This window comes from Mycobacterium sp. NBC_00419, assembly GCF_036023875.1.
Classification (GTDB): Bacteria; Actinomycetota; Actinomycetes; order Mycobacteriales; family Mycobacteriaceae; genus Mycobacterium.
Map to the genome: position 1 here is coordinate 2,291,582 of NZ_CP107931.1, position 24,417 is coordinate 2,315,998.

Consider the following 24,417-nt stretch of genomic DNA (forward strand, 5'->3'; position numbering starts at 1 on the left):
TTACCTGCTCTCCATCACGATTAGGTACGACGGTAGGCACCGCGCGCCTGTCGTCCACTCTAATGGGCGGCTCCAGGAGGTGCCCTCCCTTGCCCACCCATTCCGCATCACAGCGGTAGACACAGCACATCAACGCAGGAGAACGCCGATTCGTTTCCGGTAATCAGCGGCCTTGGCTTCGCCGCGAGCGAAAGTGGCTGACGAGACGATGACGGGGGCCGACCGGCTCCCCGATAAAGGTCGCCGTTTCAGGTCGCCGCGTGGAACGCGTCGATGATGTCGGCCGGAATACGGCCGCGGGTCGACACCTTGTGGCCGTTGCGGCGGGCCCAGTCGCGAATGGCAGCGCTCTGCTCGCGATCGATGGACGCGCGGCCCCGTCCCGGCGGGCCGGAGCGGCCACGACGGCGGCCACCGACACGGCGGCCCGCCTCGAGCCACGGCTTCAGCTCGTTGCGAAGTTTCTGCGCATTCTTGGCGGAAAGATCGATCTCATAGCTCACGCCGTCGAGCGAGAATTCAACTGTTTCGTCGGCCGCACCTTCACCGTCGAAATCATCGACGAGGGTGACGGTAACTTTCTTGGCCATCAGCTCACGTGGTCCTTCTGCTTGTTCACTACAAGCGATTGATGAAACGCCTCCCCTTGCCAACTAATGTGCCACATTGCCGCAGGGCATTCAACCGGCTTGCGTGTCAGGCCACTTCAGTTGCCGTGCCGACGAACAATCGGGAACAATACCGTCTCCCGAATTGACAATCCTGTGAGAACCATTAGCAATCGATCGATACCCATTCCGGTTCCGGTGGTCGGTGGCATCGCGTACTCCATCGCCGCCAGGAAATCCTCGTCGAGGGCCATCGCCTCGTCATCGCCGGCGGCGGCCGCCCTGGCCTGGGCCTCGAAGCGTTCCCGCTGGATGACCGGGTCGACCAGTTCGGAGTACCCGGTGGCCAGTTCCACTCCGCGCACGTAGAGATCCCATTTTTCGGTGACGCCCGGGATGCTGCGGTGCTGCCGGGTCAGCGGTGTGGTCTCCACCGGAAAATCCCTCACGAATGTCGGAGCCCACAAAGTGTCACCGACTGTGTGTTCCCACAGTTCTTCGACGAGCTTGCCGTGTCCGTAGCCGCGATCACGCGGGATCTCGACTTCGAGCCGGTCGGCAATAGCGAGTAGGTAATCCAGCGATGTGTCGGGCGTGATCTCTTCGCCGAGAGCTTCCGACAGCGATGGATACATTTGAATCGAGGGCCATTCCCCGTCAAGATCAAAGATTGTGCCATCAGGCAATGGCACCTGACGCGTACCGACCGCCTCGTCAGCGACTTCCTGAATAAGTTCCCTGGTGACGACCGCGGAATCGTCGTAGGTTCCCCACGCCTGATATGTCTCCAACATGGCGAATTCCGGCGAATGTGTCGAATCCGCACCTTCGTTACGGAAGTTGCGATTGAGCTCGAAAACTTTCTCGAGACCACCCACCACACAGCGCTTGAGGAACAATTCCGGCGCGATTCGCAGGTAGAGGTCGGTGTCGAGCGCATTGGAATGCGTGACGAATGGCCGGGCTGCCGCTCCCCCGGCCAGCGTCTGCAGCATCGGCGTCTCCACCTCGAGGAAGCCGCGCCGGTCCAGGGCGTTGCGCACCGCCCGCACCACCGCGATGCGCTGGCGGGCCACTGTGCGCGCCTGCGGGCGCACGATCAGGTCGACGTACCGCTGGCGGACCCGCGATTCCTCGCTCATCTCCTTGTGCGCGACGGGCAGCGGGCGCAGCGCCTTGGCCGCCATCAGCCAGGAATCGGCAAGCACCGACAGCTCACCGCGGCGCGAGCTGATCACCTCACCGCGCACGAACACGATGTCGCCGAGGTCGACATCGGCCTTCCACTGCTCGAGGGCTTCCTCGCCGACACCGGCCAGGCTGATCATCGCCTGCAGCTGGGTGCCGTCACCCTCCTGCAGCGTGGCGAAGCACAACTTGCCCGAGTTGCGGGCGAAGACCACCCGGCCGGTGACGCCGACGATGTCACCGGTGGTGGCATCGGCGGGCAGGTCCGGGTAGGCGGCCCTGATCTCGGCCAGCGAATGGGTGCGGGGCACCGCCACCGGGTACGGGTCCTTGCCCTCGGCCAGCAGGCGTTCTCGCTTGCCCTGCCGGATGCGGAACTGCTCGGGGACCTCAGATCCCTCAGTCTCGAGGTGTAGGTCATCGTCCGGGGCATCAGCAGAGCTCACGACGTGCCAGCTTAAATGAGTCCATGACGCCACTCATCAACGCCGCAGCTGTAGCAGCCCTGGCCGACGAGGCGGTGGACTGGCGCTTCAAGGGACTGCCGGCATCGTGGTCGGGTCGGACCCCGGCTCAGATCCGCGCACAACGGCCCGATCTGTTCGCCGCGGGGCCCCTGGGCCCGGTGTGCGTGCTGCGCGCCGACGCGCTCGACCACAACCTGTCGACGATGGCCCGCTGGTGTACCCGGCACGGCGTCGAACTCGCCCCGCACGGCAAGACGCACATGGCACCGCAGCTGGTGGCACGCCAGTTCGACGCCGGGGCGTGCGCGGTGACGGCCGCGACGATCAGCCAGGTGCGGACCTTCCGTGCGTTCGGCATCCGCGAGGTGGTGCTGGCCAACGAGCTGGTGGATGCGGCCGGGCTGGCCTGGCTGGCCGGTGACCTCGACGCCGACCCGGACTTCCGGCTGATCTGCTGGGCCGACTCGGTCCGCGGTGTGGAGTTGATGACCGAAGCGCTCGACGCCGCCGGAGCCCGCCGGCCGGTCGACGTGTGCGTGGAACTCGGTGCGCCCGGGACGAGAACGGGCTGCCGTGACGACACCGTCGCCGACGCGGTGGCCGGCGCGGTGGTGGCCAGCCCGCGACTGCGGCTGGCCGGGGTGGCCGGCTACGAGGCCGCACTGGGCCACGACATCTCGGCCACCGCGGTAGCCCCGGTGCGGGCATACCTCACCAGACTCAGGAACACCGCGCAACGGCTGGCAGCACTGTGCGAAACGGGCGACATGATCGTGACCGCAGGCGGCAGTACACATTTCGACCTGGTGGCCGAGGAACTCACCGGCGACTGGCGCACGATCGTGCGCAGCGGGGCGTACCTGACCAACGACGACGGGCTCTACCTGCGAACCTCGCCACTGACAAGGCCCGGCGCGCCCGCGGACGGCTTCCTGGCGGCGCTACACGTGTGGGCCCAGGTGTGTTCACGACCCGAGCCGGGGCTGGCGCTGTTGACGATGGGCCGCCGCGACGTGTCCTTCGATCAGGATATGCCTGTGCCGCAACGCCTTCGGCAGGGTGCGGGCTGGCGCAGTGACGTGCTGACGGGCTGCGAGGTCACCAAGCTCAACGACCAGCACGCCTTCGTTGCGCTGACCCCCGCGGCCGACGGGGCCGTGGAGGTCGGCGACTGGATCGAGCTCGGGGTGTCGCATCCGTGCACCGTGTTCGACAAGTGGCAGCTGATCCCGGTGCTCGACGAGGACGATCGGGTGGTCGATCTGGTCCGGACGTTCTTCTAGCTGGTTGGCGTCGAATCTCAGGAGAGTGGGGAGATGGAACCATCGCAGCTGGTGGCCCCGAATATGTTCGACGCCATTGCCGAGCCTGATGTGTTGCTGCCATTGGTGATGGCCAACGCCATGTCACCCCGACTGTGGCGGCTGGGACGAAAGGTGGCCGCCGCCCCCGATCCGCTGGAAGCCGCCCGCCGAGTGGTGGATACGTCCTTCACCCACGCGCTTCCCGATCGCGTGGCAGAAGTGAGCGGCGTACTGGACCTCGATGCCGAGCGTGGGCGCCTCGGCGCCGCAGTGATCGACCAGGCCATCGCCGATATCAACCACGGTTGGGACGATCGGCGACGCGCCGGACTGCTGGCGCCGGATGACGATCTGCAGGAGTCGATCGCGGCCGGCCGGTTCCCCGCATACGCCTATGCCAATGTCGACGTGATCAATGCAGCGCGGCGGACTACTTCCGGGGGCGCCCAGCGCCCACGCGGACTTACGTCATGCCTCGATGAGGCCGGGTTGTTCGCCGCTCTGGTGATGACGGCGCCCGCGCTGACCGCCGCGCTCGATGGGATCGCCATACTGGCATCGAGCCTGCACTACACCGTGTTCGGATGGACTGGTGGCCAGCCGTGGTGGTTCTGGAGCAAACGAAATCTCTATACGCGAGAGTTGTTCCGCGAGAAGGTCATCCACCAGCACGGTGGAGACCCCGGCGCCGCCGTCACATCGGTGATGGCGGCCCCCTTCCGGCGCTTGATCAGTCGGCGTGGGCACGTCGACTTTCGCACCGGGGTGAGTTCCTTGCCTCCCGAGGAGATCGAGCGCACCTTGGCGATGATCGTGGACTTCTTCGGCCACCTCCCGCACGGGTTCGAGGCTTCGCCTGGCGACTTGCAGTTCGTCGCACCCTCACCGCACGACATCCTCTTCGATGAGGCGGTCCGGTGCGCATCGGCGGCCGAGGTACAGCAGGTGGTGCGCAGCCACGTGACGGCGGCCGGGGGGACGGTCTCGGCTGCCACACAGGCGTTGCTGGCATTCCGATCACTGGAGGTCGACGACCTCATGCCCTACCTGGCTGCGGCCCGGCGGGGTCCCCTGGTGACCGCGCGGGCCGCCGGGCTGCGATCGGTGGACGACGCGCTGGCCTTGGCGGGCGGGCCGGCGGACGCGCCGGCGCTCGGTGACCCCTCGCGGCTTGCACTGCCCGACGAGGTGCTGGGGCGCGGGTGCTGCTCGCCGGCAGAGCGCGGCCTACTTCTGCACGTGCTGTTGGAGAACCTGGGCTGCGCGCCGGTACACACTGAGCTGATCGACGGTGACGCCATCACCCGCACACCCGACTTTTCCGTGCGGGCCTCAGACTTGGCCCGGCTCCCAGGAGCGGCCGCCCCCGTCGAGGGCTCCGCGTTCGCCCATGGTGCGGCGCCTGGTCCGGGTCAGCTGTAGCCCGGCGGCGACTGCCAGCGCCAGCAGCGCAACAGCGCCCACCCAGTACCCCAAGGTGAGCCCCGCGTCCAGCGTCGGAGCCGAGGCCACGGCCGAGGCGATGGCTGCCACGCCCACGGCGCCGCCCGCGAACCTGGCGATCACCGACAGCGCACTCGACGTGCCCAGGGCACGGTCAGGTAATGCGTTGAGCACTGCGGCCGCAGCCACCGGCACCAGCAGGCCGTTGCCAATGCCCATCAGGACAAGAGCGGGCAGGGTCCACGGCACGGTGTTCGGCGCCAACGCCGGAATCGTGAACGCGGCGACTGTCGCGGCCAGGCCCCACCCGATCGCATGCCGTGCGCCTCCGGCACGTGCAACGCGCGCGCCCACCCGCGACATCAGCCAGTACGCGGCCGACATGGGAACCAGGACGAGACCGTAGCGGACCGGGCCGAGACCCGCGATGTCCTGCAGCTCGATAGTGACGAGGAACAGCACGCCCATAAATGAGACGTAGGAGGCGAATAGCAGTAGCGACGCCCCGGCCACTGCTGGCCGACTGAACACCCGGACGTCGAACGCCGGCGCAGGCACGCGCCGTTCATAGAACACGAACAGTGCCAGCAGCGCCGCGCCGAGCGCGAGCAGTCCGACTGTCCACGGGCTGGACCATCCCAGGATGGGCGCCTCGATGAGACCTGCCACCAACGGCGGCAAGGCAACCAGCGCCAGCACCGTTCCCCAGCCGTCGAGGGCAATACCATCGGGCCCGCGGCCACGGGGTAGTGCCATCGTCCCGATCGCCAGTCCGACCACCAGAACCGGCACCGGCAGCAGGAACGCCCATCGCCAGCCCAACGCACCGACGACCAAACCTCCCACTACCGGGCCGAGCGCCATACCCAGCGCTCCAGCCGAGGCCCACACGGCCAGTGCGCGGGGGCGATCAGCTGCAGGAAAGGACATCGCGGTGATCGCCATCGCCGGTGCCAGCATCATGCCGGCCCCGATACCCATCAGCGCGCGCGCCGCGAGCAGGAGAGGAAGCGATTCCGCCAGCCCGCCTGCCAGTGATGCCGCGGCGAAAAAGCCCATGCCGCAGATGAATACCGCCTTGCGGCCGAACCGCTCGGCCACCGCGGCCCCGGGGATCAGAAGGCTCGTAAGCGCCACGGTATAGGCGTCCACGACCCAGGCCAGATCGGGCGCGGACGCGTGGAATTGCCGCCCGATATCCGGGAGCGCGACATTGACGAACGTCAGGTCGATGGACAGGAAGAAGGCCGCCATCGTGACGACGGACAGGACCAGACGGGGATTCCTGACCGCCGGGTTCACGAACTCATGCTAGCCCCGGCGTTAGCGCGCGGGCTTGAGCTTGCCGCGCTGGTTGTCCCGGTTTCGTTCGTAGACCATCCGCAGCCCGTCGAGGGTCAGGTGCTTGTCGTAGTGGGCGACCGTACGCAGGTCGGGCAGCAGCAGCGGGGCGGTGTGACCGGTGGCCACGACCGAGACGTCATCGCCACCGAATCCGTCGACGTCCTCACGGATTCGGGCCACCAGACCGTCGACCAGACCGGCGAACCCGAACACCGCACCGGCCTGCATGCACTCGACGGTGTTCTTGCCGATCACCGACCGCGGCCGCGTCATCTCCACCCGCCGCAGCGCCGCTGATCTGGCCGCTGCTGCATCGGAGGACACCTGGACGCCGGGGGCTATTGCGCCGCCGAGGAATTCGCCCTTGGCCGATACCACGTCGACACATATCGACGAGCCGAAGTCCACCACGATGGCCGGCGATGCGAACTTGGCGTAGGCGGCCAGGCAGTTCACGATGCGATCGGCGCCAACCTCTTTGGGATTGTCGACGAGCAGCGGAATGCCGGTGCGCACCCCCGGTTCGATGAGCACATGCGGCACTGTCGGCCAGTACTGCTCGAGCATCAGCCGAACCTCGTGCAGCACCGACGGCACCGTGGACAGGCCGGTGGCTCCGGTCAGCAGCTCGGAGTCATCACCGATGAGCCCTTCGATGGTCAGCGCCAGCTCGTCGGCGGTGACCTCGGACTCCGTTCGGATTCGCCACTGCTGAGACACTTTCGCGTGGTCACCCGAGCCGGAGATCAACCCGACGACGGTGTGGGTGTTGCGGACGTCGATAGCGAGCAGCACGACTACCGCACAGCCCGCGGCGACAGCAGACCGGTGACGTCGTCGGGAATGTGCGCCGGGTCGTCACCGAGGTCGATCTGCCGATTTTCGGCGTCGACGAACACGATGCGCGGCCGGTACTCGCGGGCCTGTGCGTCGTCCATGGTTCCGTAGGCGATCAGGATGACGAGATCGCCGGGATGTACGAGATGAGCTGCCGCACCGTTGATTCCGATGACCCCTGAGCCGCGCTGACCGGTGATGGCGTAGGTGACCAGACGGTTGCCGTTGTCGATGTCGACGATGGTGACCTGCTCACCCTCCAGCAGGTCGGCCGCCTCCATCAGGTCGGCGTCGATGGTCACCGAGCCCACATAGTGCAGATCGGCATGCGTCACCGTCGCCCGGTGGATCTTGGACTTCAACATCGTCCGGAACATCAATTTCTCCAACTGATTTCGTTGTTCTCATCGTGACCGACACCGGGCGGGGCCGCGTTGGTCGACAGGTCGATGGCGATGTTGTCCAGCAGCCGGGTGCCGCCGAGGCGGGCGGCGATCAGCATGCGGGCCGGGCCGTACAACGGCGCGGGCTCCAGCTGCGGACCGCGCACCTCGAGGTAGTCGACCTCGATGGCAGGCACTTCGTCGAGCACCGCGCGTGCGGCATCCAGTGCCGGCTCGACCCCACCCGATGCGGCGTACATACCGGCCAACAGTGCCGAGGATAATGCGCAAGCCTGTTCGCGCTCTTCGGGATTCAGATAGCGGTTGCGCGACGACATCGCCAAACCGTCGGCTTCCCGCACGGTCGGCACCCCGACGATGCGTACATCGACGTTGAGGTCGGCGACCATCTGCCGGATGAGAACCAGTTGCTGGTAGTCCTTCTCGCCGAAGAACGCCCGGTCCGGACGCACGATCTGCAGCAGTTTGAGTACCACGGTGAGCATTCCGGCGAAATGTGTCGGGCGTACCGCGCCTTCCAGTTCCGCCCCGAGCGGGCCGGGATGGACGGTGGTGCGTTGCCCGTCGGGATACATCGCCGACGCGGCCGGTGCGAACACCACCTCGACGTCTTCGCCGCGCAGCAAGTCCAGATCGGAGTCCAGGGTGCGCGGATAGGCGTCGAGATCCTCGTTGGCGCCGAACTGCAAGGGGTTGACGAAGATCGACACCACCACGACGGCACCGGGCACCCGCTTGGCGGCCCGGACCAGAGCCAGATGACCGTCGTGCAGCGCGCCCATGGTCGGTACGAACATCACCCGCCGTCCGGTGTGCCGCAGCGCCCGGGTGACGTCGGCAATCGACTGCGGAGTCGGATAGACGTTGAGTTGCCCGGCGCTGAACTGCGGCCCCGCCTTGATCACTGTGCCCGTCCTTGACCGGCCGACCAGTCCGTCAACACCTCAATGACCTCCTTGGGAGCCCGCGCCCGCTGGGCGGTACGCAGGGAGTTCGCGCAATAGGCTTGCGCCAGTTGGGAGTCCACCTCGTTGAGCGCGACGAGGTGACCGGCGACAGCGGACGCGTCACCGCGGGCCACCGGCCCGGTCAGCGCCGACTGGCCGCGTCGCAGGGTGTTCTCCAGCGCGGCCCGGGCCAGCGGGCCCACGATCCGCTCGGCCAGCCCGCCGGGTGTGGTGCCGACGAGTTCCTGTCCGAGCAGCTCCTGCCCGGCCAGCGCGGCGCGCAGCGCATCGAGTGCGTCGGCTACCACGGTGACGATGTGGTTGCTCGCATGCGCCAGGGCCGCGTGATAGAGCGTGCGCGCATCCTCGCTGACCCGGAACGGCTCACCGCCGATCTCCAGGACCAGCGACTGGCCGATGGCGTAGCCGATCTCGTCGGCGGCGGTGATTCCGAAGCAGGTCTCACCCAGACGTACCACGTCTTCGTCGGAACCGGTGAACGTCATCGCCGGGTGGATGGCCAGCGGAACGCACCCCTGCGCGGTCAGCGGGGCGAGCACGCCGATGCCGTTGGCACCCGAGGTGTGCACGACGATGGTTCCGCGCCGCACCGCCCCCGTGGCGGCCAGGCCCTTGACCAGTCCGGCGAGCTCCGAGTCAGGCACGGTGAGCAGCAACAGCTCTGCATTGTCGGCCACATCGGGGACCGGCAGCACCGGGGTGTCGGGGAGCCGCCGCTCCGCCAGCCGCAGGGATGCGTTCGAGATCGCGCTGCAGGCGACGACGACGTGTTCGGCGCGCTCGAGTGCCAATCCGAGCGCGGTGCCTACCCGTCCGGCCGAGACGACGCCCACTTTGAGGCGTGCCGGGCGCAAGCCGTTGGGGGTCCCCACCTGGACGACCTCGCTGACGTCGTTGGATTTCGTTCCGGTCCTGCGCTGCCGGTACCGGACGGTCGGGTCAACTTTACCCGGCAGGCCGGGCCCTAGTCCTCGCGCCTGCGGCGCCGGCCGCCGCCCTTGTTGCCGTTGGCCTCCAGCCGCGCCAGTAACTCGGCGACGGACTGGCCGCCGGTGTGCTGGCCCCTCGGGCCCTCCGGCTGATCGTCCTCGGCGTCGTCGCCGCGATGCCTTGAGGCAGGCTCGGGCGGCGGCGGGGTGGACATGGCCGGCGGGGCCTGGCCGGAGGACGCGGGCTCGACGGAATGCCGGGCGCGCGGGGTCGCTGGTTCGGGGGCCGGCTGCATCGCCGGCTCAGGGCGGGGCTGCGGAGTTGGCTGGGCTTCCGGCGCCTGCGGCCCGGTCCAGTGCCTGCCCCGGGCGGCCTCGTCGCCCGGCGGCAGCCAGCGGCCGTCGGCTTCCACCGGCTTCCACTCGGAGTGCTCGGCGGGGGGCACCGGCGCGGGCTCGGGCGGCGCGGGCTCGGGCGGCGGCGGCGTGAACGGTCGCTGGGGAGCCGGTGCCGGGCGGGCACCGTTGTCCGACGGCCTGCGGTGCGATCCGCGGTAGTCGTCGGGAACCTGGGGTTCCTCCTGGCGGCGCCGCGGAGGTGGCGGCGCATACGGTGGCTGCTGCTGGGGCGCCGGGGCGACCAGAGGTTCCTCCGGTACGTCGATGATCGGGTTCTCAGTGGTGCGGCTGGCGGCTTCCTCGGCGTTGACCGGCATGATGCGGCTGCTCTGCACCCGGCCCGGGGTGGGCGGCAATGTGGTGGTGTCGCGGGTCCAATCGCCGTAGCCGGCAGCGGCGCGATCGCCCTCCAGCGCGGGCCGGTCGCCGAGATCGGCGTCGAACAGGACCTCGAGGTTGGCGCGCAGCGCGGTCAGTTCGGCCCGCAGGGCCGCGACCTCGTCGGCGGCCTGGGCGCGCAACTCGGTGGCCAGTTCGCGGCGCAGATGCGACTCGACGCTCAGCTCGTACTCACGGCGCGCGGAGATCTCCCGGTCGAGTTGCAGGTCGTAGACCAGCTTCAGATCGCGGGCCCGGGCGGCATCGACATCGCTCTGGCGGCGGTAGATGACCGAGACGAAGGCGGCGACGACAGCCGCCCACAGCGACAGCACGACCGCCAGCTTGAGCAGCTCGATGCGGTTGGTGAAGACCAAAGCAGAACTGGCGATGATGGCCAGGACTAGCAACGTCGTCAAGAGCAGCCAACCCGGCCTGCGGCCGCCGCGCCGATTACGGCTGCCGCGGGACAGAACGGTCATGGGGTGACTGTACCTGGGCAATGTCCGTGCACGTGTCCGCAAGCTGCGGCGATTCGCCCCGGCGGCTACTCGGCTACGCGGTCGGGATCGTCGGTCGGCTCGCCGGGCGACTTGCAGCAATTCTGGAGCCACAACGCCGCGATCACGAGTGCCACGGCGCTGATCGCCGCCACCACCACGCCCGGGATGTCCGCCCGCGCATGGTCGGTGCGGATGATCAACAGATAGACCAGCACGCCGATCCACCACCCCGCGACCGTCGCACCAACCCAGGCGGAGGCCTTCGCGATCACCAGACTGCGGGCGACGGCCAGCGGATGCAGCCGGCCACCGCCGACGCCGATCTGACCGTCCCGGATCCTGCTTCGTACCGACCAGCCCCAGACCGCTTCGGCCGCGGCGACCGCCAACAGCGACAGCCCGGTCCATACCGTGATCGGCGGGAAGTAGCTGTAGAGGATGCGCAGCAGTAGGCAGGCCAGGATCGCAACGCCGACGATCGCGGCCAGCAGGTCGCGTTTACGTGTCAGACCCATCAGTGGCCGGCGGCTTCGTCGGGCGGCAGGTTCAGGATGAGGTCGGTCAGCCGCACCCCGTCGCGCTCGACGGGATCCAGCTCCTCGAGCAGCCGCCGGACCGGCTGCCGCTCGCCGGCCACGGTCAGCGTCGCCGCGGGGTCCACCGCCAGCCACGGGATCATGACGAACGCCCGCAGGTGCGCCATCGGATGCGGCAGGGTCAGCCCCTCGTCGCGGGAGAAGATCTCGGTGTCACCAGCAGGCGAGGTGTGATGGCAGCAGACCAGGTCGACGTCGAGGGTGCGCGGACCCCACCTCTGCTCGCGGACCCGCTCGTTGGCCTGTTCCAGCGCCTGGGCCCGGGCCAGCCAGCCGTGGCCGTCGAGCCCGTCGTCGTCGGCGACGACGATGGCGTTGAGGAACGGGCCCTGCTCGACACCACCCCACGCAGCGGTTTCGTAGATGGGCGACAGTGCCCGCACCGAGGTGCCGAGCCCGTCGACGGCAGACTGCAGTCGGGCCATCCGGTCACCGAGGTTCGAGCCGATCGACAGCACCACCCGGGTCATGTCACATCCCCGGCGGGAACGATCTGGCCCCGGCCACCGCGCCGGGATCGGCGGGCGACGACGGCCACATCGGCGAAGGCCAACGGGATCGGCGCATGTGGCTTGTGGAGCACAACCTCGACGGCGTGCACCCGCGGGTCGGTCATGACGTCCTCGGCGATCTCGGCGGAGACGGTCTCGATGAGGTTGCGTGCCGGGCCACCGATCACGGCGGCCGCCCGCTGGGCCAGTACGCCGTAATCGAAGGTGTCGGCCAGGTCGTCGCTGGCGGCGGCGTCGGCCAGGTCGATCCACACCGTGATGTCGACGACGAAGTCCTGCCCGTCGCGCCGCTCATGGTCGAAGACGCCGTGATTGCCACGAACGGTCAACCCGCGCAATTCGATTCGGTCAGCCACCGCCACCCTCCCACGCATCAAGGACGGCGAGCGCGTCCACGCTCGCCCGCACGTCGTGCACCCGGACCCCCCACGCACCGTGCACGCCGGCCAGTGCCGAGATCACAGCGGTGGCGGTTTCGCGGCCGTTCGGGGGGCGGGGGGTGCCGTCCCGGTCGGCCAGCAGCGCGCCGAGAAAACGCTTCCGGGAGGCTCCGACGAGAACCGGGATGCCGGTCGCGACGAACTCGGGCAGTGCGTTCAGCAGAGCCCAATTATGTTGTGCCGTCTTTGCGAAACCGAGCCCGGGATCGATGATCAGATTGGCGGTCTCCACACCCGCGGCGACGGCGGCGTCCACGCTGGCCAGCAGTTCGTCGCGCACCTCGGCCACCACGTCGCGGTAGTCGGGTGCCTCGTGTGGGCGTTGGGCGCCCACCGAGCGCCAATGCATCAGCACCCATGGCACTTTCGCGTCGGCGAGCAAGGGCGCCATCGCCGGGTCGGCTCGTCCGCCCGAGACGTCGTTGACGATACTGGCGCCGGCCTCCAGGGCGGCAGCGGCGACCGCCGCATGCATGGTGTCGATGCTCACGGTGATCCCTTGGGCGGCAAGTCCTTTGACCACCGGAACCACTCTGGCGGTCTCGACTGCCGCGTCGATTCGCACCGCGCCTGGACGGGTCGACTCGCCACCGACATCCACGATCGCCGCACCCTGGGCGGCCAGTTGAATCCCATGCTCGACGGCACGACCTGGATCGAGGTAGCGTCCGCCGTCGGAGAAGGAGTCATCGGTGACGTTGACGACTCCCATCACCTGCACGGGGCCGGCGGGCACGAGCGCAGCGACCCGGGGAGGGAATCTGTTCACTTCCGCAGGATGAGTTCCAGCGCCTCTGCTCGGGATGCTTTGTCGGTCTTGAACTGTCCGCGCACGGCCGACGTCGTGGTGGTGGCGCCGGGCTTGCGGACTCCGCGCATCGCCATGCAGAGATGCTCGGCCTCGATCACCACGATGACCCCGCGCGGCTTCAGCTTCCGCATGATCCCGTCGGCGACCTGTGTGGTGAGCCGCTCCTGCACCTGAGGACGCTTGGCATAGAGGTCGACCACCCGGGCCAGTTTCGACAGCCCGGTCACCCGGCCGTCGTCGCCGGGGATGTAGCCGACGTGCGCGACACCGTGGAACGCCACCAGGTGGTGCTCGCAGGTCGAGTACATCGGGATGTTCTTGACCAGGACGAGTTCGTCGTGCTGCTCGTCGAAGGTGGTCTCCAGCACGGCGTCGGGGTCGGTGTAGAGGCCGGCGAACATCTCCCGGAAGGCCCGCGCAACGCGGGCCGGGGTGTCGAGCAGACCTGGTCGCTCGGGATCCTCCCCGACCGCAAGCAGCAGTTCACGCACTGCCGCCTCGGCACGCTCTTGGTCAAAAACCGGCGTCTCGAGAGTTATCGAGGTCGGTTGCGCCATTGGGGCTCCGTTCGTCAATCAACCGTTAGCCGGCGGGTTGGGCCGGTTGCCGTCGTCACCGGCGTCGTCCTGCGGAGCCGACCCGGGCCCGGCATGGCTGGGCGCAGGGTAGGGCTGATACGGCGGGTATGGCTGCCCGTGTTGCTGCGGCGGCTGTCCCCATCCGGGCGGCGGCGGATACCAGTAGCCACCGCCACCCTGCTGGCCTGGCGGAGGCCAGCCGGGAGCGTGCCAGCCGGCGGGCGCACCGTAATCCGGCTGATTGGTACCGGGCTGCTGCGGCGGTGCACCGTGGTGGGCGCCGTTGCCGTTGCCGCCGTTGGGCTGGGCCTGGGCGGCCGCTGACGCTTGCGCCGAGGCCTGCGCGATCGCCTTCTTGAAGGCCGGCTCGGGCATCGGCTTGGGCCACGGCTCGCCGCGTTCGATGGCCAGCTCACCCGGGGTCTTGATCGGGGGCTTGTCAGACGGGATGCGGCCGCCGAAGTCATCGAACACCGTCAACCGGGGGCGCTTCTTCACATCACCGAAGATCGCTTCCAGCTCCTTGCGGTGCAGGGTTTCCTTCTCCAGCAGCTCACCGGCGAGGATGTCGAGCACGTCGCGGTACTCGGTGAGGATCGTCCAGGCCTCGGTGTGTGCCGCCTCGATCAGCTTGCGGACCTCGTCGTCGATGTCGCGGGCGACCTCGTGGCTGTAGTCCGACTGGGTGCCCATGGTGCGGCCCAGGAACGGGTCGCCGTGCTCGGTGCCGTACTTGACCGCGCCGAGCTTGGAGCTCATGCCGTACTCGGTGACCATCGCACGGGCGATCTTGGTGGCCTGGTCGATGTCGGAGACCGCACCGGTGGTCGGCTCGCGGAACACCAGTTCCTCGGCGGCGCGACCACCCATCGCGAACACCAGCCGGGAGATCATCTCCGAGCGGGTCATCAGGCCCTTGTCGTCCTCGGGCACCGAGACGGCATGGCCGCCGGTACGTCCGCGCGCCAGGATCGTGACCTTGTAGATCGGCTCGATGTCGGGCATCGCCCACGCCGCCAGCGTGTGACCGCCTTCGTGGTAGGCGGTGATCTTCTTTTCCAGCTCGCTGATGACGCGGCCCTTGCGGCGCGGGCCGCCGATCACCCGGTCGACGGCCTCTTCCATGGCCGCGGCGGTGATGACGGTGCCGTTCTCGCGGGCGGTGAGCAGCGCGGCCTCGTTGATGACGTTGGCCAGGTCGGCACCGGACATGCCGACGGTGCGCTTGGCCAGACCGTCGAGATCGGCGTCGGGGGCCATCGGCTTGCCCGCCGAGTGCACCCTCAGCACGGCCTTGCGGCCGGCCAGGTCGGGGCTGGTGACCGGGATCTGGCGGTCGAAGCGGCCGGGGCGCAGCAGCGCCGGGTCGAGGATGTCGGGCCGGTTGGTGGCCGCGATCAGAATGACGCCCTGGCGTTCGCCGAAACCGTCCATCTCGACGAGGAGCTGGTTGAGCGTCTGCTCGCGTTCGTCGTGGCCGCCGCCCAGGCCGGCGCCGCGCTGGCGGCCGACGGCGTCGATCTCGTCGACGAAGATGATGCAGGGGCTGTTCTGCTTGGCCTGTTCGAACAGGTCACGCACCCGGGATGCGCCGACGCCGACGAACATCTCTACGAAGTCCGAACCCGAGATGGTGAAGAACGGGACCCCGGCCTCGCCGGCGACGGCGCGGGCCAACAGCGTCTTGCCGGTGCCGGGCGGCCCGTAGAGCAGCACGCCCTTCGGGATCTTGGCGCCGAGCGCCTGATACCGCGACGGATTCTGCAGGAAGTCCTTGATCTCGTAGAGCTCTTCGACGGCCTCGTCGACGCCGGCCACGTCGGCGAACGTCGTCTTCGGCATGTCCTTGGAGAGCTGTTTGGCCTTCGACTTACCGAAGCCGAAGCCCATCCGCCCGCCGGTCTGCATCCTGGAGAACAGCACGAACAGGCCGACGAGAAGCAGCAGCGGCAGCATGTAGACCAGCAGCGAGCCCAGGACGCTGCCCTGGTTGACCACAGTGTTGGTCTTGACGTTCTTGGCCTGAAGCGCGTTGAACAGGTCGACGCCGTACCCGGTCGGGTACTTGGCGATGACCTTGTTGGAGTTCTCGGTGTCGCCGTTGCCGTTCTTGAGCTCCAGGCGCAGCTGCTGTTCGCGGTCGTCGATCTGGGCGCTCTTGACGTTCTCGCCGTTGATCTGGGCCATCGCCACCGAGGTGTCGACGGGTTTGAAGCCACGGGTGTCGTCACTGAAATAGAAGAACGACCAGCCGAGCAGCAACACCACGGCCACCACCGTCAGTGTGCGGATCACGTTTTTCCGGTTCATCTACATAGGCCGTGTCCGGCCAGATCCTTCCGATATGCGCAGCTGGAATAGTTCAGGCTACCGCTACACCAACGTAGGGAAGTGCCCCGGCGGTTTCCGTCAGGGATTGGTTCGTGTTCACCCGTGAGCGAACACGCCTCTTCCGACGGACTGGCTGCTGTGCTTGGCTACCACGGTGGCCGCCTCAACCGAACGGTTAGTTGACGTCAACGGTGTTCGGTTACGGGTGGTCGAGGCGGGTGAGCGGGGTGCCCCGGTGGTGGTCCTGACCCATGGTTTCCCCGAGCTGGCCTACTCCTGGCGCCACCAGATCCCGGTGCTGGCGCAGGCGGGATACCACGTGCTGGCGCCCGACCAGCGCGGGTATGGCGGATCGTCGCGCCCCGGCGCGATCGAGGACTACGACATCGCCGCACTGACCGGCGACGTGGCCGCACTGCTCGACGACGTGGGCGCACAGCGCGCCGCGATCGTCGGGCACGACTTCGGCGCCGTGGTGGCCTGGAACATGCCGCTGCTGCACCCCGATCGGGTCGCTGGGGTCGCCGGTCTGTCGGTGCCGCCGATACCGCGGCCGCAGACACCGCCGACCGAGGCGTTCCGGCGGATCTTCGGCGACAACTTCTTCTACATCCTCTACTTCCAGCAGCCCGGCCCCGCCGACGCCGAACTGGCCAGAGATCCGCTGCGGACCATGCGCCTGCTGCTGGGCGGCATGCGCACACCCAGGAGCGAGGACGCCGCACAGCGGATGCTGACACCGGGGCCCGAGGGCTTCCTCGACCGGCTGGCCCAGCCCGAGGGACTGCCGGACTGGCTGGACGCCGAGGAAGTGCAGCACTATGCCGCCGAGTTCGGTCGCACCGGGTTCACCGGGGCGCTCAACTGGTATCGCTGTTTCGACCGCAACTGGCACATCCTGGGCCGGCCGGTGAGCGAAACCATCACTGTCCCAGCGCTGTTCGTCGGCGGCACCGACGATCCCACGCTCGGCTTCACCCGCGTCGACCGGGCGACCGAGGTGGTCAAAGGCCCGTACCGGCAGGTGCTGCTAGATGGCGCCGGGCACTGGATTCAGCAGGAACGACCCGACGAGATCAACCGCGAGCTAGTGGATTTCCTATCCGGATTGGAGTGGTGACAATGCGACCCCTCAACTTCGGCGTGTTCGTCACGCCGTTTCACCCTGTCGGCCAATCCCCCACTGTCGCACTCGAATACGATCTTGAACGGACCGTGGCGCTGGATCGCCTTGGCTACGACGAGGTGTGGTTCGGCGAGCACCACTCGGGCGGCTACGAGCTGATCGCCTGCCCCGAGGTGTTCATCGCCGCAGCCGCCGAGCGCACCAAACACATCCGGCTGGGCACCGGCGTGGTCTCGCTGCCCTATCACCACCCGTTGATGGTCGCCGACCGATGGGTGCTGCTCGACCACCTGACCCGGGGCCGGGTGATGTTCGGGACCGGTCCCGGCGCGCTGCCTTCGGACGCTTACATGATGGGCATCGACCCGGTCGAGCAGCGACAGATGATGCAGGAGTCGCTGGAGGCGATCCTCGCCCTGTTCCGGGCGGGCCCCGACGAACGCATCAGCAGGCACTGCGACTGGTTCACCCTGCGCGACGCGCAGTTGCACATCCGGCCGTACACCTGGCCGTATCCCGAAATATCAACGGCAGCAATGGTTTCCCCATCGGGTCCGCGGCTGGCCGGGACGCTGGGAACCTCGCTGCTGTCGCTGTCGATGTCGGTTCCCGGCGGGTACGCGGCGCTGGACAATGCCTGGCAGATCGTGGTGGACAAGGCCAACGAGGCCGGCCGTGCCGAACCCGACCGGGCCAACTGGCGGGTGCTGGGTATCGTGCACCTGGCCGACACCCGCGAGCAGGCCATCGACGACTGCACCTACGGGCTGCAGGACTTCGCGAACTACTTCGGCGCTGCCGGGTTCGTGCCGCTGTCCAACGATGTCTCCGAACCCGCGAAGACACCGCGCGAGTTCGTGGCCGACTATGCGGCGCAGGGCAACTGCTGCATCGGCACCCCCGACGACGCGATCGCCTACATCACCGATCTCCTGGAAAAGTCCGGCGGGTTCGGCACATTCCTGATGCTCGGCCACGACTGGGCCGACCCAAAGGCCACCTATCACTCCTACGACCTGTTCGCCCGTAAGGTCATCCCGCACTTCAAAGGCCAGCTCCGCGCGGCCGAGGCCTCGCACGAATGGGCCCGGGACATGCGCGGTGACCTGTTCGGCCGAGTGGGCGAGGCGATCGTCAAGGCGATCGGCGAGCACACCGGCGGCCGGGCCTAGACCTCGGTAGGCGCGCCCGGGGCCAGCCAGCGGATGCGGTCACTCACGTCCGAGTCCGACAGTGTTTGACGCATAACGCTTTCCGGCTCGCGGAAGTGGGTCCACCCGCCGTAGTGCACGGGCACCGCGACATCGGGCCGCATGAGCCGGATCAGTTCGACGGCCTCTGCGGCCGTCATCGTGAAGCGCACCGGGCCGGTGAACCAGAACCGCACGCCACCCAGGTGCAGCAGCGCCACGTCGACCGGAAACCGTTGAGCCACTTGGCGTAGACCGTCATAGAGGACCGAGTCACCGGACATCCACAGCGCTGCGGCCTGCTCACCTTCGCGGTGCAGGGCGAAGCCGATCACCTTTCCGGCGATGGGCCTACTGAACTTCGGGCCGTGCCGGGCCGGAGTGGCGGTGATGGTCAGCGGCGCCCGGCCAGGGGCGGTCAGCGTCGTCGACTCCCAGTCGGCCAGACCACGCACGTCTGGCGCGGCGCCAGAGAGCCGCCGCGCGCCCGGCACGGTGGTGAGCACCGTTGTCGCCTGGCGCAGCAGCCCGCGGCCGGAGTCGTCGAGGTTGTCGGCGTGATGGTCGTGGCTGAGCAGCACGGCATCGACCGGGAACACGTCGGCCGGCGGTTGCGCCGGGCCGGCGATCTTGCGCGAGGAGGTACCCCATCCGAAGGTGTACCGCCGCCCGGGCGGGTCGAAGGTCGGGTCGGTGAGGATGCGCCAACCGTCGAGCTCGATCAGAGTGGTGGGACCGCCGAGGTGGGTGAGCCGGGGCCGAGGCATCCAACGACTGTAGTGCCGCCGGTACGGTGGCAGGATGCCGATCGCCGGACGTCGACTCACTGGTCTCGTAGCCGCTGCGGGTGTCACTGCCGCGGTTCTCAGCGGCTGCGACGCCGCGGGCAGCGCACCTGCCGGCGGCAGCCCGCGACAGGTGACGGTCGTCGGCTCCGGTGAAGTCAAGGGCGTTCCCGACACGCTGACCGCCGATGTCACCATCGAGGCGAGCGCCCCGGACGTGACCACCGCGATGAACCAGACCAACGACCGGCAAAAAGCGGTGCTCAACGCGCTGAACGCCAGCGGTGTCGACGCCAAGGACATCAGCACCACACAGGTCAGCCTGGCGCCGCAGTACAGCGACAATTCGGTGATCTCCGGCTACCGGGCCAGCAATTCGATCCAGATCAAGATCCGCAAGCTCGACACCGCGTCGCAGGTGCTGGCCAACGTCGTCAGCGCCGGCGGGGACGCCACCAGGATCAACTCGGTGAGCTACTCGATCGAGGACGACTCGAAGCTGGTCAACGATGCCCGGGCGCGCGCGTTCAACAACGCCAAGGAGCGTGCGCAGCAGTACGCGGATTTGTCCGGGTTGTCGTTGGGCACGATCATCTCGATCAGCGAGGCGCCGGGTAGCCCGGCCCCGCCTCAGCCGATGCCGGCACCGATGCCGCGCGGGGCGATGGCCTCCGAGGTGCCGCTGCAGCCGGGCGAACAGACCGTCGGCTTCGCGGTGACGGCGGTCTGGGAACTCGGCTGAGGCTCGCGCTCAGTCGTCGCCGAAATCTTCGTGGCAGTCGACATCGGCCGTGCCGTCGTTGTCGGAATCCCGGTCGATCACCTTTCCGTTGACGGTGATGGTGCACAACACCTGCGAGCCGGTGGATCGGGCCGTCACGCCGTAGGACGGATTGATCTGCTGTCCCACGAACGTCGTCGTCCAGGGCGCTGAAACGTTGTTGAGCTGCTGGCGATTTCCGTCCGCATCGAGATAGGTGACGTTCGACAACGTTCCGTCGCTGGTGACCGAGTAGACGACCACATCCCCGTCAGCCACGGCGTCCGGCGCCACGACGAGCCCAGCACCGAATATGACGGTCGCCGCGAGCGCGACGCGCCCCCAGGTGGCTTGCGGCAGCCGGCGCGTCATCGAAGTCATGAGTCCCCATCTCAGTCAGGCGTGTATAGAAGCGAGGACACTACCTGTGATCAGTGAATTTCGCGGATGGGCAGCTCAGTGCTGATAGACCTTCGGGTCCAGCGTGCCGATGTAGGGCAGGTCGCGGTACCGCTCGGCGTAGTCCAGCCCGTAGCCGACGACGAACTCGTTGGGGATGTCGAAGCCGACGTAGGAGATCTCGACGTCGGCGCGCACGGCGTCGGGCTTGCGCAGCAGCGTGCATACCCGCAGCGACTTGGGGTGGCGGGAGGCCAGATTGCGCAGCAGCCAGGACAGCGTCAGGCCCGAGTCGACGATGTCCTCGACGATGAGCACGTCACGGTCGTGGATATCGCGGTCGAGATCCTTGAGGATTCGCACCACACCGGACGACGACGTGGACGACCCGTACGAGCTGACGGCCATGAACTCCAGCTGGGTGGGCAGCGGGATCGCCCGCGCCAGGTCGGTGACGAACATGACCGCGCCCTTGAGGACGGTGACCAGTAACAGGTCCTGACCGTCGAGCGAATCGCCGTAGTCCTTGGCGACCAGGGCCGCCAGCTCCCCGGTTCGGACATGAATCTGGTCTTGGGACAACAGGACCGATTTGATGTCCCCGGGATATAGGTCGTGGTCCGACACGAGCACACTGTCCCACGCTCAGGCCCCCACAACCAATTAGACGGGCTGGACGTACAACACGAGCCCGCCGTCACGGCGGCCCGCGAACAGTCTCTGGTGGCGCAGATCCGAGCCGACGGCCACCCCGCCCTGGCCCCGCCACGCGGTGACCAGCGCGTCTACCGCGCGAATCTGCTTGTCGGTGAGTCCGCTGGCTCCGCCGCGCAGCAGCCACCCGCGGATCACCCGCCGCCGGACCGCCGCCGGTAGATCCGTCAGCGCCGCCACCGGCAGGGCGTCACCGCCGCCGGCTTCGGCCAGCGCGGCCTCGGCCAGCGCGTCGAGTGCCTCGGTGTCCTCGCGCAGTGCCGCCGCGGTACGCGCCAGCGCCTCGGCAACACCGCCGCCGAGGACGTCTTCGAGTAGCGGGAGCACCTCGCCGCGCAGCCGGACACGGGTGTACCGCGAGTCGTGGTTGTGCGGGTCGTCCCATGCGGCAAGGCCGAGTTCGGCGCACGCCGCGTGGGTGAGGCTGCGGCGTTCGCCGAGCAGGGGCCGATACCAGGGTGGGTCGCAGGCCCGCATCCCGGCGATGGACCGCGCACCGGATCCGCGGCCCAGACCGAGCAGGACGGTCTCGGCCTGATCGTCGAGGGTGTGGGCGAGCAGCACCGGGGCCTGCGCCCGGGCAGCGTCCAGGGCGGTGTAGCGGGCGGTGCGGGCGGCGGCCTCGGGCCCGCCTTCGGTGCCGACCCGGACCGCGAGCACCGTGGCGTCGACGCAGCCCAGTTGCAGTGCCTGAACCCGCGCCGCCTCGGCCACGTCCGCCGAGCCGGGTTGTAGTTGGTGGTCGACGATCAACGCGGTGGTCGGCAGCGTCGCGGCGGCGGCCGCGGTCAGGGCCAGCGAGTCGGGCCCGCCGGACAGCGCCACGCACCAACCGGCCGCGGCGGGCAGGTGATCCGCCGCGAACCCGGCCAGGGTGGCCCGCAGCCGGACTACAGCACCCGGTCGATCCACCGCTGCGGATCTTCGATCTCGTCGGGCAGCGGCAGGGTGTCGGGGCCTGACCACACGGTGTTGAACCGGTCCATGCCGACCTTGGTCACGACGTGGTCGACGAACGCCTTGCCGCGGGTGTACTGGCTCATCTTGGCGTCCAGTCCGAGTAGCGCACGCAGCAGGCGTTGCAGCGGCGGCTGGTGCCGTTGCCGGCGTTGGTCGAAGCGGTTGCGGATGGTGTGTACCGACGGCACGACGGCCGGGCCCACGGCGTCCATCACGTGATCGGCGTGGCCCTCCAGCAGAGTGCCCAGGACGAGCAGTTGATCCATCGCCTGACGCTGCGGCTCGGACTGCACCGCGCGCATGAAGCCGAGGATGCCCTCGCTGTTGGGGTCGGGCGGCTTGCTGCCCGAGCGCCGGTCCTTGACGAACTCGGCCAGCCGGGCCACCACGGTCGCGACGTCGTCACCCGCGTCCGACGTCAGTACGCCGAGCGCGCGTGACATGTGTTGCGCCAGCCAGGGATTGGCGTTGAACTGCACGCGGTGTGTCACTTCGTGCAGGCATACCCAGAGCCGGAAGTCCGAGGGCGAAACCCGAAGTTGGCGTTCGACGGCGATGACGTTGGGGTAGACCAGCAGCAGCTGCCCGCCGGCCTGCGCCCCGACGGCGAACGGGTCGAACTGGCCGAGGATGCCCGAGGAGACGAACGCCAGCACCGCGCCGGTCTGCGCTCCGGTGATGCGGCCGGTGATCGGGTTGGCCGCCTTGTCCGTGCCGCCCGTCATCACCCGCATCGAGTCGGCCGCGGCGCGGATCCACTGCTCGCGGTCCACGATTCGGGCGTCGGGTACGGCCGCATCTGTGCCCAGATGGGTGACGTCACGCACCGGCCCTTCAGCCGCGCGTGATGCGCTGGCCAGCTCGTCGATGGCCTGACGGCGGGTGTAGTCGGTGGCCGGCGGTCCGGGCCGGGTCAGCCAGGCGCCGACGGTTCCGGCGAACTGCCAGTCCACGGCCCGACCGACGGTCAGGTCATCCGGTGTTTTGCTCATGCGCCGCACCCGCAGGTGCGCAGCGTCGCGGCCAGGGTGTCGATCGCAACCCGGCCCATCGGGCCGGCGTCGTTGGAGATGAACGCGAAGGTGAGGACCTTGCCGCCGGCGTCGGTGACGATCCCGGCCAGCGAGTTGGTTCCGGTCAGCGAGCCGGTCTTGGCGCGTAGCCAGCCAGCCGACGATGTCCTCGGATCACCGCCCAGGAAACGATCCGACAGGGTGCCGCTGCCGCCGGCGATCGGCAGCAGATCCACCAGGGGCCGCAGCGCGGGATGGTCGCGGCCGGCGGCCACGCCGACCACCTCGTCGAGGGTCGTGGCGGTCAGCCGGTCGAACACCGACAACCCGCTGGAATCGAACAGGGTGGCGCCGGTCATGTCGACGCCCGCCGAGGCCAGGGTGCTGGTGACGGCGTCGACGCCGCCGGCGAAGCTGAGCGGACGGCCGGTCGCTTTGGCCACTTCACGGGCGATCGTTTCGGCCATCACGTTGTCCGAGGCGTTCATCATCTGCCGGAGCCGTTCGATCAGCGGCGCCGACTGCACCGCGGCCAGCTGACGTCCGGTCGGCGCGGTGGCCGCGAAGGTGACGGTCGCCGGGTCGACGCCCAGCGCCGCGGCCAGCGCCCTCCCGGCATCCAGCGCCGGTGTGGTGGAGCGCCGCGACTCGACCGTGGTCGGTTGGGTGCGGCCGGCGTCGACCATCACCGCCTGCAGGGGTGCGATATCGCCGCCGGCGATGTCGGCGGGATCCCAGCCCGGCGCGAAGTCGGGTCCGCTGAACAGCGATCCGTCCACCTGCACGGCGCTCACGCTGATGCCGCTCTTGCGGACCTGGTCGGCCAGGTCGCTGATGCGGGCGGCACCGCGATACCAGGTGTCCTCGTCGGCCGGGGCCGCCGACAGCGTGGCGTCACCGCCGCCGACGAGCACCACTACGCCGGGCTGGCGGGTCTGGTCGGCGGCGACCACGGTGGTGGTGACCCGCTCGTCGCGGTCCAGGGTGAGCAGTGCGGCACCGGCGGTGAGCACCTTGTTGGTCGATGCCGGCTGCATCGGAACCCCGGATCGCTGCTCCCAGAGCTGCTCGCCGGTGTCGGCGTCGGTGATCCGTCCGGTGATGTTGCCCAGGTTGGGGTCGGCGACGGGCGCGGCGAGGGCGGCGGCCAGGCCCGCCGTGGTGGGCGCACCCGCCGAGTCCGACACCGGCACGACCGCCGGGTTCGCGGTGGCCGGCGGTGGCGCGGCGGGCAGCTGCGCGGTACTGCTGTCCGCGCCCGTGGTCAGGAAAGCCACGGCCGCGACGACCACGGCGACCAGCGCGATGACCGCCGCGGCGACCATCGCGTGGGTGGAGCGCCGCCACCGCGAGGGATTCATGACTTTCCTGACTGCATTGGCTTCATTGTGCCCAACCACCCTGTAGACCGCGGTATCGGTGGCGTTAGG

General features: G+C 68.6%; 25 protein-coding genes. 5 read left to right on the top strand and 20 right to left on the bottom strand.

Translation table 11 applies throughout. The annotated features are described in order from the left end of the window. Positions 1–248 precede the first annotated feature (248 nt). Together lsr2 and lysS are read right to left on the bottom strand one after the other, a co-directional pair. A complete protein-coding gene (gene lsr2, locus OG976_RS10905) occupies positions 249–590 on the bottom strand; it encodes a histone-like nucleoid-structuring protein Lsr2 (protein WP_328361746.1) in 342 nt (113 codons plus the stop codon). A 116-nt stretch (positions 591–706) separates the two neighbouring features. After that, on the bottom strand, positions 707–2,242 hold the full coding sequence (gene lysS, locus OG976_RS10910; RefSeq protein WP_328361749.1) for a lysine--tRNA ligase: 1,536 nt from the start codon (positions 2,240–2,242) through the stop codon (positions 707–709). A 23-nt stretch (positions 2,243–2,265) separates the two neighbouring features. Here lysS and OG976_RS10915 point away from each other — a divergent pair, with 23 nt between their 5' ends. After that, entirely contained in the window at positions 2,266–3,546 is a 1,281-nt protein-coding gene (locus OG976_RS10915) for an alanine racemase (RefSeq protein ID WP_328361752.1), read from the top strand. Between the two features lie 33 nt (positions 3,547–3,579). Next, positions 3,580–4,989, top strand: coding sequence for a hypothetical protein (locus tag OG976_RS10920; RefSeq protein WP_328361754.1), 1,410 nt, complete (start codon positions 3,580–3,582; stop codon positions 4,987–4,989). Here the strand turns inward: OG976_RS10920 and OG976_RS10925 are convergent. The 12 genes from OG976_RS10925 to ftsH all read right to left on the bottom strand — a co-directional run bounded on the left by OG976_RS10925 (position 4,900) and on the right by ftsH (position 16,019). Beyond that, positions 4,900–6,312 (bottom strand): MFS transporter, encoded by a 1,413-nt coding sequence (locus OG976_RS10925; RefSeq protein ID WP_328361757.1) that lies wholly within the window; start codon positions 6,310–6,312, stop codon positions 4,900–4,902. The two genes, OG976_RS10920 and OG976_RS10925, sit on opposite strands and share 90 nt — an antisense overlap. A gap of 21 nt (positions 6,313–6,333) precedes the next feature. Further along, entirely contained in the window at positions 6,334–7,149 is an 816-nt protein-coding gene (locus tag OG976_RS10930; RefSeq protein ID WP_328361759.1) for a type III pantothenate kinase, read from the bottom strand. A 2-nt stretch (positions 7,150–7,151) separates the two neighbouring features. Next, positions 7,152–7,568, bottom strand: coding sequence for an aspartate 1-decarboxylase (panD, locus tag OG976_RS10935; protein ID WP_328361761.1), 417 nt, complete (start codon positions 7,566–7,568; stop codon positions 7,152–7,154). After that, positions 7,568–8,497: a pantoate--beta-alanine ligase gene (gene panC, locus OG976_RS10940; RefSeq protein WP_442930523.1), complete on the bottom strand. Its 930-nt coding sequence runs from the start codon at positions 8,495–8,497 to the stop codon at positions 7,568–7,570. Before panC ends, panD begins: the two co-directional genes overlap by 1 nt. After that, entirely contained in the window at positions 8,497–9,435 is a 939-nt protein-coding gene (locus OG976_RS10945) for a Rossmann-like and DUF2520 domain-containing protein (protein WP_328361767.1), read from the bottom strand. The genes panC and OG976_RS10945 overlap by 1 nt, the downstream gene beginning before the upstream one ends. 92 nt (positions 9,436–9,527) lie before the next feature. Continuing rightward, positions 9,528–10,751, bottom strand: a complete 1,224-nt coding sequence (locus OG976_RS10950) for a DUF6779 domain-containing protein (RefSeq protein WP_328361770.1) — start codon at positions 10,749–10,751, stop codon at positions 9,528–9,530. Between the two features lie 65 nt (positions 10,752–10,816). Continuing rightward, complete coding sequence (locus OG976_RS10955) at positions 10,817–11,287, bottom strand: DUF3180 domain-containing protein (protein ID WP_328361773.1); 471 nt, start codon at positions 11,285–11,287, stop codon at positions 10,817–10,819. Further along, the gene (gene folK, locus OG976_RS10960) at positions 11,287–11,838 is read right to left on the bottom strand and encodes a 2-amino-4-hydroxy-6-hydroxymethyldihydropteridine diphosphokinase (protein ID WP_328361776.1); all 552 of its coding nucleotides are present in this window, start codon (positions 11,836–11,838) and stop codon (positions 11,287–11,289) included. Before folK ends, OG976_RS10955 begins: the two co-directional genes overlap by 1 nt. Then, on the bottom strand, positions 11,835–12,236 hold the full coding sequence (folB, locus tag OG976_RS10965; RefSeq protein WP_328361781.1) for a dihydroneopterin aldolase: 402 nt from the start codon (positions 12,234–12,236) through the stop codon (positions 11,835–11,837). Before folB ends, folK begins: the two co-directional genes overlap by 4 nt. Next, a complete protein-coding gene (gene folP, locus OG976_RS10970; protein ID WP_442930524.1) occupies positions 12,229–13,056 on the bottom strand; it encodes a dihydropteroate synthase in 828 nt (275 codons plus the stop codon). The genes folB and folP overlap by 8 nt, the downstream gene beginning before the upstream one ends. A gap of 29 nt (positions 13,057–13,085) precedes the next feature. Beyond that, positions 13,086–13,688: a GTP cyclohydrolase I FolE gene (gene folE, locus OG976_RS10975; RefSeq protein ID WP_328361784.1), complete on the bottom strand. Its 603-nt coding sequence runs from the start codon at positions 13,686–13,688 to the stop codon at positions 13,086–13,088. An 18-nt stretch (positions 13,689–13,706) separates the two neighbouring features. Beyond that, positions 13,707–16,019, bottom strand: a complete 2,313-nt coding sequence (ftsH, locus tag OG976_RS10980; protein ID WP_328361789.1) for an ATP-dependent zinc metalloprotease FtsH — start codon at positions 16,017–16,019, stop codon at positions 13,707–13,709. Positions 16,020–16,194: 175 nt separating this feature from the next. On the opposite strand from ftsH, the gene OG976_RS10985 reads away from it, so the two are divergent. Both OG976_RS10985 and OG976_RS10990 read left to right on the top strand, forming a co-directional pair. After that, positions 16,195–17,160, top strand: coding sequence for an alpha/beta fold hydrolase (locus OG976_RS10985; protein ID WP_328361792.1), 966 nt, complete (start codon positions 16,195–16,197; stop codon positions 17,158–17,160). 2 nt (positions 17,161–17,162) lie between these two features. Continuing rightward, positions 17,163–18,338 (top strand): LLM class flavin-dependent oxidoreductase, encoded by a 1,176-nt coding sequence (locus OG976_RS10990; RefSeq protein WP_328363410.1) that lies wholly within the window; start codon positions 17,163–17,165, stop codon positions 18,336–18,338. Here the strand turns inward: OG976_RS10990 and OG976_RS10995 are convergent. After that, on the bottom strand, positions 18,335–19,123 hold the full coding sequence (locus tag OG976_RS10995; protein WP_328361795.1) for an MBL fold metallo-hydrolase: 789 nt from the start codon (positions 19,121–19,123) through the stop codon (positions 18,335–18,337). The genes OG976_RS10990 and OG976_RS10995 overlap by 4 nt on opposite strands. Before the next feature lie 34 nt (positions 19,124–19,157). Here OG976_RS10995 and OG976_RS11000 point away from each other — a divergent pair, with 34 nt between their 5' ends. Beyond that, a complete protein-coding gene (locus OG976_RS11000; RefSeq protein WP_328361798.1) occupies positions 19,158–19,883 on the top strand; it encodes an SIMPL domain-containing protein in 726 nt (241 codons plus the stop codon). Between the two features lie 9 nt (positions 19,884–19,892). On the opposite strand, the gene OG976_RS11005 is transcribed toward OG976_RS11000, so the two are convergent. The 5 genes from OG976_RS11005 to dacB form a co-directional block, all read right to left on the bottom strand. After that, a complete protein-coding gene (locus OG976_RS11005) occupies positions 19,893–20,282 on the bottom strand; it encodes an MmpS family transport accessory protein (RefSeq protein ID WP_328361801.1) in 390 nt (129 codons plus the stop codon). 75 nt (positions 20,283–20,357) lie between these two features. Next, a complete protein-coding gene (gene hpt / locus OG976_RS11010) occupies positions 20,358–20,933 on the bottom strand; it encodes a hypoxanthine phosphoribosyltransferase (RefSeq protein ID WP_328361804.1) in 576 nt (191 codons plus the stop codon). Positions 20,934–20,963: 30 nt separating this feature from the next. Next, positions 20,964–21,926, bottom strand: coding sequence for a tRNA lysidine(34) synthetase TilS (gene tilS, locus OG976_RS11015; protein WP_328361807.1), 963 nt, complete (start codon positions 21,924–21,926; stop codon positions 20,964–20,966). After that, the gene (locus OG976_RS11020; RefSeq protein ID WP_328361810.1) at positions 21,905–22,966 is read right to left on the bottom strand and encodes a zinc-dependent metalloprotease; all 1,062 of its coding nucleotides are present in this window, start codon (positions 22,964–22,966) and stop codon (positions 21,905–21,907) included. Before OG976_RS11020 ends, tilS begins: the two co-directional genes overlap by 22 nt. Continuing rightward, positions 22,963–24,348 carry a D-alanyl-D-alanine carboxypeptidase/D-alanyl-D-alanine endopeptidase gene (gene dacB / locus OG976_RS11025; RefSeq protein ID WP_328361813.1) on the bottom strand — a complete coding sequence of 462 codons (1,386 nt, stop codon included), beginning with the start codon at positions 24,346–24,348 and terminating at the stop codon, positions 22,963–22,965. Before dacB ends, OG976_RS11020 begins: the two co-directional genes overlap by 4 nt. Positions 24,349–24,417: the final 69 nt, after the last annotated feature.